Annotated in this window: 13 protein-coding genes; 8 read left to right on the top strand and 5 right to left on the bottom strand. The window is 66.3% G+C overall.

The annotated features are described in order from the left end of the window. Window positions 1-53 precede the first annotated feature (53 nt). Both V2L18_RS09090 and V2L18_RS09085 read left to right on the top strand, forming a co-directional pair. Window positions 54-1,202, top strand: a complete 1,149-nt coding sequence (locus V2L18_RS09090; RefSeq protein ID WP_336177912.1) for a cobalt-precorrin-5B (C(1))-methyltransferase — start codon at window positions 54-56, stop codon at window positions 1,200-1,202. Beyond that, the gene (locus V2L18_RS09085) at window positions 1,195-2,016 is read left to right on the top strand and encodes a cobalt-precorrin-6A reductase (RefSeq protein WP_336177911.1); all 822 of its coding nucleotides are present in this window, start codon (window positions 1,195-1,197) and stop codon (window positions 2,014-2,016) included. Before V2L18_RS09090 ends, V2L18_RS09085 begins: the two co-directional genes overlap by 8 nt. Here V2L18_RS09085 and V2L18_RS09080 read toward each other — a convergent pair. Both V2L18_RS09080 and V2L18_RS09075 read right to left on the bottom strand, forming a co-directional pair. Continuing rightward, complete coding sequence (locus V2L18_RS09080) at window positions 1,919-2,569, bottom strand: TetR/AcrR family transcriptional regulator (protein WP_336177910.1); 651 nt, start codon at window positions 2,567-2,569, stop codon at window positions 1,919-1,921. The two genes, V2L18_RS09085 and V2L18_RS09080, sit on opposite strands and share 98 nt — an antisense overlap. Window positions 2,570-2,841: 272 nt before the next feature. Further along, window positions 2,842-3,678 carry an IclR family transcriptional regulator C-terminal domain-containing protein gene (locus V2L18_RS09075; protein WP_336177909.1) on the bottom strand — a complete coding sequence of 279 codons (837 nt, stop codon included), beginning with the start codon at window positions 3,676-3,678 and terminating at the stop codon, window positions 2,842-2,844. 429 nt (window positions 3,679-4,107) lie between these two features. Here V2L18_RS09075 and V2L18_RS09070 point away from each other — a divergent pair, with 429 nt between their 5' ends. From V2L18_RS09070 to V2L18_RS09045, 6 genes are all read left to right on the top strand, one after another. Next, a complete protein-coding gene (locus V2L18_RS09070) occupies window positions 4,108-4,956 on the top strand; it encodes a CoA transferase subunit A (protein WP_336177908.1) in 849 nt (282 codons plus the stop codon). An 11-nt stretch (window positions 4,957-4,967) separates the two neighbouring features. Beyond that, the gene (locus V2L18_RS09065; RefSeq protein WP_336177907.1) at window positions 4,968-5,738 is read left to right on the top strand and encodes a CoA-transferase subunit beta; all 771 of its coding nucleotides are present in this window, start codon (window positions 4,968-4,970) and stop codon (window positions 5,736-5,738) included. A gap of 87 nt (window positions 5,739-5,825) precedes the next feature. Next, the gene (pcaF, locus tag V2L18_RS09060; protein WP_336177906.1) at window positions 5,826-7,031 is read left to right on the top strand and encodes a 3-oxoadipyl-CoA thiolase; all 1,206 of its coding nucleotides are present in this window, start codon (window positions 5,826-5,828) and stop codon (window positions 7,029-7,031) included. Between the two features lie 219 nt (window positions 7,032-7,250). Next, window positions 7,251-8,015, top strand: coding sequence for a FecR domain-containing protein (locus V2L18_RS09055; RefSeq protein ID WP_336177905.1), 765 nt, complete (start codon window positions 7,251-7,253; stop codon window positions 8,013-8,015). A gap of 216 nt (window positions 8,016-8,231) precedes the next feature. Then, window positions 8,232-8,660 (top strand): Hsp20 family protein, encoded by a 429-nt coding sequence (locus tag V2L18_RS09050; RefSeq protein ID WP_336177904.1) that lies wholly within the window; start codon window positions 8,232-8,234, stop codon window positions 8,658-8,660. Window positions 8,661-8,758: 98 nt separating this feature from the next. Further along, window positions 8,759-9,010 (top strand): DUF1150 domain-containing protein, encoded by a 252-nt coding sequence (locus V2L18_RS09045; RefSeq protein WP_336177903.1) that lies wholly within the window; start codon window positions 8,759-8,761, stop codon window positions 9,008-9,010. Between the two features lie 310 nt (window positions 9,011-9,320). On the opposite strand, the gene V2L18_RS09040 is transcribed toward V2L18_RS09045, so the two are convergent. The 3 genes from V2L18_RS09040 to raiA form a co-directional block, all read right to left on the bottom strand. Beyond that, on the bottom strand, window positions 9,321-9,914 hold the full coding sequence (locus V2L18_RS09040; RefSeq protein WP_336177901.1) for a LysE family translocator: 594 nt from the start codon (window positions 9,912-9,914) through the stop codon (window positions 9,321-9,323). 213 nt (window positions 9,915-10,127) lie between these two features. Next, window positions 10,128-10,595: a PTS IIA-like nitrogen regulatory protein PtsN gene (gene ptsN, locus V2L18_RS09035; protein ID WP_336177899.1), complete on the bottom strand. Its 468-nt coding sequence runs from the start codon at window positions 10,593-10,595 to the stop codon at window positions 10,128-10,130. A 70-nt stretch (window positions 10,596-10,665) separates the two neighbouring features. After that, entirely contained in the window at window positions 10,666-11,247 is a 582-nt protein-coding gene (gene raiA, locus V2L18_RS09030; protein WP_336177897.1) for a ribosome-associated translation inhibitor RaiA, read from the bottom strand. Window positions 11,248-11,338 lie beyond the last annotated feature (91 nt).

Below are 11,338 nucleotides of genomic sequence, written 5' to 3'. Positions count from 1 at the left end.
CGGACGAATGCGGCGCTCGTCTTGGGGGCTCGCCGCACCTATACTCCGCCGCCATGACGCAGACGCCGGCCAGCAACAGGGAGCATGCGCTCAGACGGGGCCCTCTGAGAAGAGGATGGACGACGGGGGCCTGCGCCACCGCCGCGGCCAAGGCCGCCTATCAGGCGCTGCTCGGCGGAGGTTTTCCCGATCCGGTCGAAATCCGCCTGCCGAAGGGCGAGGCGCCGCGCTTTGCGCTGGCGCGCGAGCGGCGCGGCGAGGGTTGGTGCGAGGCGGCCATCGTCAAGGACGCGGGCGATGATCCCGATGTCACCCACGGCGCACTCATCTCCGCGCGGGTCGCGGCCCTGCCGGTCGGCTCCGGCGTCCGTTTCAAGGCCGGGGAGGGCGTCGGCACGGTGACATTGCCCGGCCTGCCGCTTGCGCCGGGCGAACCGGCGATCAATCCCGTCCCCCGCCGCATGATGTGCGAGGCGATCGCCGAGGTCGCGGCGGTGTGGGGCGCTTCCGGCGACGTGGAGATCGAGGTTTCCATCGCAGGCGGGGAAGAACTCGCAAAACGCACGGCGAACCCGCGCCTCGGCATTCTCGGCGGGCTCTCGGTTCTGGGAACGACGGGCATCGTGCGCCCGTTCTCGTGCGCGGCCTGGATTGCGTCCATCCATCGCGGCATCGATGTCGCGCGCGCCGCCGGACTTGCCCATCTGGCCGGCTGCACCGGCTCCACCTCCGAGGCCGCCGTTCGTGCGCTGCACGGGCTGCCGGAACGGGCGATGCTCGACATGGGCGATTTCGCCGGCGGCGTGATCAAGTACGTGCGCCAGCATCCCGTCGCCCGGCTCACCATCGGCGGCGGGCCGGGCAAGATGGTGAAGCTCGCCCAGGGGCTGCTCGATCTTCACTCAGGGCGCGGCAGCGTCGATTTCGGCTGGCTTTCCGGCGTGCTGGAGGAGGCAGATGCACCTGCCGGCCTCGTCGCCTCCGCGCGCGGCGCGAATACCGCCAAGCAGGTCTTCGACGAGGCCGCCACAGCGGGGTTCCCGCTCGCGAGACTGATCGCGGAGCGGGCGCTTTCGAGCGTGCGCGAGACGCTTGCTGGCGCGCCGGTTCTGGCCGATGTGGTGGTCGTCGATCGCGACGGTGCGGTCATTGCGCAGGCCGGCGGACCCGAAAGTGCCGCCGCAGAGGGGCCACATGGATAGGTCCTTCACCATCCTCCTGCTCGCCGGCACGACGGAGGCGCGCGAACTCGCGGGCCTGCTTGCCCCCGATGCCCGCCTGCGCGTGATCGCCTCGCTTGCCGGGGTGACGACGCGTCCCCTGCCGCTCGCCGTCAAGACGCGCAGCGGCGGCTTTGGCGGGGCGTCGGGGCTTGCGGCGTTCCTGCGCGAGCACGGGATCGATGCGGTGATCGACGCGAGCCACCCTTTCGCGGCCCGCATATCCGCCAACGCGGTTGCTGCCTGCCGCGAGACGGCGACGCGATATCTTCGTCTGGAACGCCCCGCCTGGCAGCCAGGGCCGGGCGATGACTGGCGTCGGGTGGTGTCGCTTGAGGACGCGGCGGGCCGACTGCCGGCGGGGGCGTCCGTGTTTCTGGGGATCGGGCGTCAGGAGATCGGCGTCTTTGCCCATCGCCGTGACGTGCGTTTCGTCATGCGGATGATCGATCCGCCGGCTCCCGATGCCGCGCGTCCGCCGGGCGAGATCGTGCTGGGCCGGCCGGGCGCCGATGTGGAGGCCGAAACCCGGTTGCTGCGCCGCCATGCGATCACGCACATGGTGGCCAAGAACAGCGGCGGGGATGCCGGACGCGCCAAACTGGACGCTGCCCGCGGCCTCGGTCTGCCGGTGTTCATGGTGGAGCGTCCGCCGGTGTCCGATCGCGCGGCCGGCGGGGTCTCCGCCGGCCAGACGGTCACGAGTGCTGCGGAAGCGGTTCGCTCGATTGAGACGTGGCTTTCTGACGGACAAGATGTGCCGTCGCGGCCTTGCCGGGTTCCGCCAGCGCCTTGATCCCCGCCACGGAAAAAACCGCGACGTGATTGGCAAAGGCTTCGATCTCGGCGTCGGTGGGATTGGAGGAGGGGTAGAAGCCGAGCTGGCTCAGCGCCATCAAGGCCCGGCACTGGCTGAGGATGCTCGTCACGCAAAGGCGCACGGTCGCCTCGGGCAGAACATCGCCGCTGATCATGCGCACGGCCTCAAGGAAGTGGGTCTGCGTCTTTTCCAGCCCGGCGGTCCGCAGATCGTCCACGAGCCCGGTGGGCTGTACCATCTCCGCCCGGATCAGCCGTTCCAGCGGGTCATCCTGCACCAGCCATTCCAGCCGATCCACGATGAAGGACTTCAAGACCTTCTCGCCATCGCCCGCCTTGTCCATGGGCGGTACCTGAGGCGGTTCGTAGAGATCGATCTGGCGCTGGAAAACCTGCCGGTAGAGACTTTCCTTGTTGCCGAAATGGTAGTTGACCGAGGCGATGTTGGCCTGGGCGGTGTCGCATATGTCGGCGACCGTGGTATCGCGATAGCCTTTCGAAGCAAATATCCGGCAGGCCGAGAATAACAACCTGTCCCGCGTAGATGCGGCTTGTCTTGGTGGCGTGACCATTTGGGCCCTTCCGTTGGGTGCGCAGAGATGCGCGTCCTTTCTCTCTAATTCTCACGTGCACTGCGACTGAGTGTAATATTAGCACGGACCTTCTGCGCGGTGGGTCCTTAAGTCTGACGATGTGTATACCATAGGAATCTGCGGTGTCATACCGTTCGGAGACCGGTTCAGGTAGACTTTCTGCCAATTCGGTAAGGAAAGCGGCCTCGGCAATTCGAACATATTGGGAGTTATGACAGGGACTGTTGCGACTGCGCGCTGTAGAACTCTTCGATACGGTGGGCTGTTTCGCGCATGAGCGGCAGGAACTCCCCGACCAGAGCCTCGCGCGCCACGCGTGCCGCCTGGGTGGAGATGTTGAGCCCTGCAAAGGCCCGCCCGGCGCGGTCGCGCAAGGGCACGGCGATGGACCTGAGCCCGATTTCCAGTTCCTGGTCGACAAGCGCGTAGCCGCGCGTTCGCACCTTGTCGATTTCGGCGAAAAGCGCCTCGCGGTCGGTGATGGTGTGCTCGGTGAACCGCTCGATATGGGCCTTGGCGAGAAAGGCGTTGAGAGCGGGCGGCGACAGGTTCGACAACAGCACGCGGCCCATCGAGGTGGTGAGCGCCGGCAGCCGGGTGCCGATCGTGATGTTGACCGACATGATCCGCTTTCCGGCGACGCGCGCGACATAGACGATCTCTGTACCGTCGATCACCGCCACGGAGCAGGATTCGTTCACCTGCCGCGAGAGCTCCCGCATCACCGGTTCGGCGTTCTGCCAGATCGGCCGGTTGCTGAGATACGAGACCCCGAGCGACAGAACCTTCGGCGTCAGGATGAACAGCCGGCGTTCCTGGCGCACGTAGCCCAGCTCCGTCAGCGTCAGCAGGAAGCGGCGCGCGGTCGCACGCGTCAGGCCGATTCGGCCGGCGACGTCGGTCAGCGTCAGGCCTTCCGGCGCATCGCCCAGCGCCTGCATCACCTTCAGGCCGCGTTCCAGCGAGCCGACGAATTCGCGGCCCCGGGAGATCTCGTTGTCGTCGTCCGTCTCCGGGGCGAGCGAACCGCTTTCCAGATGCACCATGGATCCCCCTTCGTCATGTCGCCGTCTCCGCTCTCTTGACAGGGGCGGGGATCGGACGCAAAACGTATCGCTATGCGAATTTTAGTTCGCATTTCGAACATTTGCAATCGCCTTCCCGGACTCCGCGCCAAGTCCCGAGCAGATCCGGCCGCCCTCGGCAGACAGTCGGCTCCGTTGGCTCGCCTTCGGACGATCGGCCCGAATGACGTTTGGCGCGCCGTACCGGGAAGATGGCTCGGCTTGCCGAAAAAGAAGCGAGCCTTCGAGGTGATTGCGATGTTATGTAAACAGGGTCGTCGGTGGTCATGCCGCCGCGATCCGGCCGGATCGACGTCCGGCACGGGGAGGAGCGGGTGGTGACGCGAGGAAGAGAGCGCCGCCCGGACCCGTGCCGCACGGGCATGACCAAGGGAGAGGCGGACGGGTAAGATGGCTCGTATCATGACATTGAAGGATGCCGTTGCGGAGCTGGTGCGCGATGGCGATACGGTGGCGATGGAGGGTTTCACCCATCTCATCCCCTATGCGGCCGGCCACGAGGTGATCCGGCAGGGCCGCACCGGCCTCACCATCATCCGCATGACCCCGGACATTCTCTACGACCAGCTCATCGGCATGGGCTGCGTCGACAAGCTGGTCTTTTCCTGGGGCGGCAATCCCGGCGTCGGCTCGCTGCACCGGCTGCGCGATGCGGTCGAGAAACAGTGGCCGAAGCCGCTCGTTCTCGAAGAGCACAGCCATGCCGCCATGGCGAACGCCTACGAGGCGGGCGCGGCGGGGCTGCCTTGCGCGATCTTCCGCGGCTATCGCGGCGCGGATCTGGCCAAGGTCAATCCGAACATCAAGTCCGTCACCTGTCCCTTCACCGGCGAGGAACTGGCGGCCGTTCCCGCCATTCGTCCCGATGTCGCGATCATCCACGCAAATCGCGCCGACCGGCAGGGCAACGTGCTGATCGAGGGCATTGTCGGCGTGCAGAAGGAGGCGGTGCTGGCGGCCAGCCGTTCGATCGTCACGGTGGAGGAGATCGTCGACGATCTCGCCCCGCCCTCGCCCAATTCCTGCGTTCTGCCCTCCTGGACCGTTTCGGCGGTCGTGAAGGTGCCGGGCGGCGCCCATCCCTCCTATGTGCAGGGCCGGTATCCGCGCGACAATGCCTTCTACAAGGCCTGGGACCCGATCGCGCGCGACCGGGATTCCTTCAGGGCCTGGATGAAGGAAAACGTCATGGAAAAGGGGCCCGAAGCGTTCGCGGCCTTCGCCGGCGAGACGGCCTGAAGGGGGCGACGATGGATTACACTTCCACAGAGATGATGACGATCGCCGCCGCGCGCGCGCTCTCGAATGACGATGTCTGCTTCGTCGGCATCGGCATGCCGTCGGCGGCCTGCAACCTCGCCCGCCTCACCCACGCGCCCGACATCACGCTCATCTACGAATCCGGTACCATCGGCACGAAGCCGGAGGTGCTGCCGCTCTCCATCGGCGACGGCGAGCTGTGCGAGACCGCGCTGACGACCGTTGCCGTGCCGGAAATGTTCCGCTACTGGCTGCAGGGCGGGCGCATCACCGTCGGCTTTCTGGGGGGCGCGGAAATCGACAGGTACGGCAACATCAATTCCACCGTCATCGGCGACTACGACAACCCCAAGGTCCGCCTGCCCGGCGGCGGCGGCGCGCCGGAGATCGCCACCTCCTGCGGCCAGATCTTCGTCGTCATGAAGCAGGGCAAGCGCAGCTTCGTCGACAGGCTCTCCTTCCGCACCTCGCTCGGTCACGGCGAAGGCCACAATTCGCGCGAGAAGCTCGGCGTCACCACCAAGGGCCCGAACATGATCGTCACCGATCTGTGCGTCATGCGGCCGGACCCGGAGACGAAGGAATTCACGGTGGTCTCCATCCATCCCGGTGTCGCCCGCGACGAGATCGTCGAGGCGACCGGCTGGCGCGTGAAGTTCGCCGACACGGTGGAGGAAACCCCGCCGCCGAGTGCGCGGGAACTTGAGGTACTGCGCGCGCTCAACGCCCGCACCGCCGCCGCCCACGGCGATCAGGTCTGAGGCGGCGAAACGGCCGACAGGTCGCGACAAGATTGGCCGAAAGAAGATTGGCCGGAGAGGACCGGCCGTGAGAGGAAAGCAAAGACCATGAATGAAGCCTATATCGTCGATTACATCCGCACCCCCATCGGCCGCTTCGGCGGCGCCCTGAGTGCGGTGCGGGCCGACGATCTCGCCGCCGCGCCGCTCCGCGCGCTGATGGAGCGCAACCCGTCGATCGATTTCGCCGCCGTGGACGACGTCATCTACGGCTGCGCCAACCAGGCCGGCGAGGACAACCGAAACGTCGCCCGCATGGCCGTTCTGCTCGCCGGCATGCCCGAAACGGTGCCTGGCACGACCATCAACCGCCTGTGCGGCTCCGGCATGGACGCGACGTTGGCGGCGGCGCGCATGATCAAAGCCGGCGAGGCGGATCTTGTCATTTCAGGCGGCGTGGAATCCATGTCGCGCGCGCCCTTCGTGATGCCCAAGGCCACCAGCGCCTTCTCGCGCAATGCCGAGATCTACGACACCACCATCGGCTGGCGCTTCGTCAATCCGGTGATGAAGAAGCAGTACGGCATCGATTCCATGCCGGAGACGGGCGAGAACGTCGCCGAGCAGTTCGGCATTTCGCGCGCCGATCAGGACGCCTTTGCCGCCCGTTCGCAGGACAAGGCGGTCGCCGCGCAGCAAAACGGCCGGCTGGGCAAGGAAATCGTTCCCGTCACGATCCCGCAGCGCAAGGGCGATGCGATCGTCGTCGATACCGACGAGCACCCGCGCCCCGGCACCACGGCGGAAAAGCTCGCCAAGCTGCCGACGCCGTTTCGCGAAAACGGCTCGGTGACGGCCGGCAATGCCTCCGGCGTCAATGACGGTGCGGCCGGGCTCATCGTCGCCTCGGAAGCGGCGGTGAAGAAATACGGTCTGACGCCGATCGCCCGCATTCTGGGCGGCGCGGTCGCCGGCGTCGCCCCGCGCATCATGGGCTTCGGCCCGGCGCCGGCGTCGAAGAAGCTGATGGCGCGGCTCGGTCTCTCGATCTCCGATTTCGACGTGATCGAGCTGAACGAGGCCTTCGCCTCGCAAGGAATCGCCGTTCTGCGCGATCTGGGCGTGGCGGAGGATGCGGATTTCGTCAACCCGAACGGCGGCGCCATCGCGCTTGGCCATCCGCTCGGCATGTCGGGCGCCCGCATCACCGGCACGGCAGCGCTGGAACTGAAGGAGCGCGGCGTCAAGCGGGCGCTCGCCACCATGTGCATCGGCGTCGGCCAGGGCATCGCCTGCGCGGTAGAGGCCGTCTGAACACGCAACTCATCGCGGAACCGACCTTGAAAGCCGCGGCATTGCCGCGGCTTTTTCGTATCCGGCGCGCCCGTCTCCTGAAGGTCCGCGTCTTTTCCGGTGGAGGCTTTTGCAAAGCTGCGGCACAATTGCCGCAACGTGATTGATGGCACAGCGTCGCAACGCGACCTGTCGGAGGATATGCGCGGCGCAGTCAGCTATCCTGGAGGGGCTAATACCGTGATCCGCACGACCTGCATCGCCTTCGCAACTCTGGCCTTGTCCGCCGGCCTCGCCACCGCGGCCGAGACGATCGGCTCCGCCTACGCGATCGCCGGCTCCGTGACGGGCACCATGTCGTCCGCCGCTCCCCGGCTGCTGTCGCGGGGAAGCGACGTGCATTTCCGCGAGCTCATCCGGGCGCGTGCCGCCTCCAACGGCCAGTTCCGTTTCGTCGACGGATCCCGTTTCGTGGTGGGCGCCGGCAGCGAGGTGGTTCTCGACGAGTTCGTCTTTCGTGGCGGCGCGTCGCGCGTCAGGCTGCACATGACCAAGGGGGCGCTGCGCTTTCTCGGCGCGGGAACCCGGCCCGGCCGCGATGAGGTCTCGATCACCACGCCGGTGGCGACCGTCGGCATCCGCGGCACTGTCGTCGATGTCACGCACACGGCCGGCCGCACGGCCTTCCTGCTGCTGCATGGCAGCGCCGAGGTCTGCCGTCGCGGTGGCGGCTGCCGGCTGGTCACCACGCCGTGCACGAGCGTGATGGTGGAGGCCGGCGTCTCGCCGCTCAGGCGACAGGATGCGGCGGCTCTCGATGCCATGTTCCCGCTGCTGCGCCAGCAGCCCTCCTTGTGGCCCGACTTCCGCGCAAGCTCCACCTGCGGCGTTGCGGCCGAGGCCCAGCCGCCCGAGCGCGGGGGCGGTCGCGGCGAGGGCGGTGGAAACGGCGGGCTCAACGGCGGCGGCGATGGAGGCGGCGGCACGCCCGGCACCAAGGGCTGAACCCGCCGGTTCGGTGCGCGCGTCCAGCCCTCTCTGCCCTTGCACGATTTCTCCACCATGATGGGCACTTGGCGCAGCGTCCATTCTTGAACCGTGCCCGCAAACTGCCCATATTCATCCTCGAAGAGGACCGGAAGGTCCGACCGGATGCCGAATTCGGGTCCGGGTTTAGCAAGATCGCTAAGGCCAAGGTCGCTTGGGAAAAGGACTTTGACGATGTCGCGTCTCTCGGCGTTTTCGAGCCCTCTGTTGCTCGGTTTCGACGATATCGAACGGGTGTTGGATCGTGTCTCCAAGGCCGCCAACGACGGCTATCCGCCCTACAATATCGAGCGCTTACCGCGTGACGGGGAGCAGGGAGAGATCCTGCGCATAACGCTCGCAGTGGCCGGCTTCACCAGCGATCAGCTCGATGTGACGGTCGAGGAAAACCAGCTCGTCATCCGCGGTCGGCAGACCGAGGACAACAACCGCCAGTACCTGCATCGCGGCATCGCCGCCCGGCAGTTCCAGCGAACCTTCGTGCTGGCGGAAGGCATCGTCATCCTGGGTGCCGATCTGAAGGACGGTCTGCTTTCGATCGATCTTGTCCGCCCCGAACCGGAGCGGACCGTGCGACGGATCGCGATTTCCGCGCACGATTGAGCAGGCCCGGCTGTCCCGGCACTTCGCGTTCGGCGAGCCGCACGCAAGGTAAGGGGCGTAAACCCGAACCCGGCGGCGTAACCCAGGAGCGATCGTCTATGACCGAGAACCTGAAGAACATGCACGAAGAGGCTTTCGCCCATCTGGGTGACGGCCACATCGCCTACATTCGCCAGCTGCGTTCGGAAGACATCAACGAGCTCTTTCCGAGCGCACCGCAGATGGCGGGCGGGATCAAGCTGTGGGCGCTTCTGGGCGCCGACGGCTCGCCGATCATGCTTTCCGACAGCCGCGACGCGATCCTCGCCAACGCGGTGGAGAACGAGCTGACCCCCGTCAGCGTGCACTGATCGGCGCAAGCAACGGATCACGCAGAAGAGACCTTGCAAGGCGGTGCCGGAAACGGCGCCGCCTTTTGCGTCTGGGGTCGCCTTTTGTGGGGCTTCAGGCGAGCGGATCGGCCGGTATTTTGGCTGTGGCCTATCCTTCGAGACGGCTGCTGCGCAGCCTCCTCAGGATGACGTTATCGTGCTGCCGGCTTTAAGGAATTTCGCAACAAACACAACGTCATCCTGAGGAGCCCGCACAAGCGGGCGTCTCGAAGGATAGGCCGCTTGCACCCGCCAGACCGGTGCGCTCCCGCCACAACCGCGAGCCGCCTCACATCGCCAGCGCGAAGGCCAGCGAGGCGAGCAGCAGGACCGCAAAGCCGATATTGATCACGCGACTTGCCCGCGGGTCGCGAAAGAGCGTGGTCAGGGCCGAGCCCGCCGACAGCCAGAAGACATTGACCAGGGCGATGATCGCGGCAAGTGCGACGACCTTTGCCGCAAGATCGATTTCCGCATTCGTGGCAAAGAGCACGAAGCCCGAAAACAGCGCCGCCATGGCCGCGTAGGCCTTGGGGTTGACCAGCGACAGGAAAACCCCGCCGCGAAAGGAGGGCGCGCGGTCGATGTCGGATGTCCGCTCGAGCGGTGGCGCCGAGGCGATCTTCCAGGCCAGATAGAGGAAGTAGGCGACCGCCAGCGCGGTGACGACCGGCGCCACGCCCGGTATCGCCAGCATCAGGCCGCCGAGCCCCGTCGCCGTGATCGCCATCACGAGCACCATGCCGGCCAGAAGCCCGATCATGTAGAGGATCCCGCGCCGGAAGCCGTAGGCGGCGCCCACGGCCGCGAGGCTCAGCGTGTTTGGCCCGGGACTTCCGGTCAAAGCCAGCCCAGCGAGAACGAAACCGACGAGATCCTGCATGACGAGCCACCCTCCCCCAAAGGCTGCCTGTTCGGACGCGGGCGCACTATAGCATCGTGTCTGCCGTTGCGACACTTTCGCGACGACGTCGCGCATCGTGCCGAATGCGCCCCGGTTGCGGCCCGTTTGTGCCAAGGCCGCACCAAGGTTTGCACATGCGTGTCTTTGGGGGGCGGGTGGTCCCGGCCTGCCGACCGCCTCGGCTCTGCGGCCTCAGGCGGCGTTGGTGGAGGTGTTCGGCTGGGTCAGCAGGGCATAGATCGCGGCCGCGTCGGTGCTGGCGCGCAGCTTGGCGGCGATGCCGGGATCGCGCAACTGACGGGCGATGCGCGCAAGCGCCTTCAGGTGATCGGCGCCGGCGCCCTCGGGGGCCAGCAGCAGGAACACCAGATCGACGGGCTGGTCGTCAAGCGCGTCGAAATCGATCGGGCGCTCCAGTCGGGCGAAGACGCCGACGAGCTTGTTGAGCGATACAGGCTTGCCGTGCGGAATGGCGATGCCGTGGCCGACGCCGGTGGAGCCGAGGCGCTCGCGCTGCAGCAGCGTGTCGAAAATATCGCGTTCGGGCAGGCCGGTGATGCTGGCGGCCTTCGCCGCCACCTCTTGAATGACCTGCTTCTTGCTGTTCACCTTGAGCGCCGGAATGATGGCGTCTGCCGTGATGAGGTCGCTCAAATCCATTGTATTAGCCCATATGGCTTCGCCGCGCGTACCGGGGTACGCGCGGGTGCTTCAAATGACCGTTGTCCGCTCAGGACGATTTCGTCTCGGACAGGGAGGGATCGATCCAGCCGATGTTGCCGTCCTTGCGGCGATAGACGACATTGAGGCCGCCATTGCCCGCATTGCGGAACATTACCACCGGAGCCTCGGTGAGGTCGAGTTCCATCACCGCCATGCCGACCGTCAGCGTCTTGACGCGCGAGGGCGTCTCGGCGATCACGACGGGGTTGAAGTTCTCTTCGACCTCTTCCTCTTCCTCCGGCGAGGCGAGGACGTAGGACGTCGCGTCGGTGGCATCGCGCACGCTGATGTCGGCCGAATGGTCCTTCAGCTTGCGCTTGTAGCGGCGCAGACGCTTGGCGATGCGCTCAGCGGCCTGGTCGAAGCTCGCGCGCGGATCCTGAGATTCACCCGAAGCCTGCAACACGACACCGGTGTCGAGCCGGATCTTGCATTCCGAACGGTACCCGGAGCCTTCGCGTCCGACCGTGACGGTGGCGTCGTAACCGCCATCGAAATATTTGGAAAGCGCGTCATCGATCCGCTCTTCCGCATGCGTGCGCATGGAATCGCCGACATCGACGTTCTTTCCCGAAATCCGCAAGGTCATGGAGTTCCTCTGACGTTGTTGTCATCGACCTGGGCGCCAGGCCAGATATCCCTGTCTTATCGCCCGGACCGCTTGCCGCGGCAGGGGCAAG

The organism is Breoghania sp. JC706 (genome assembly GCF_037026715.1).
GTDB lineage: Bacteria > Pseudomonadota > Alphaproteobacteria > Rhizobiales > Stappiaceae > Breoghania.
The sequence above is the reverse complement of the archived record's forward strand: the minus strand, read 5'-3'. Positions and strand labels throughout refer to the sequence as shown.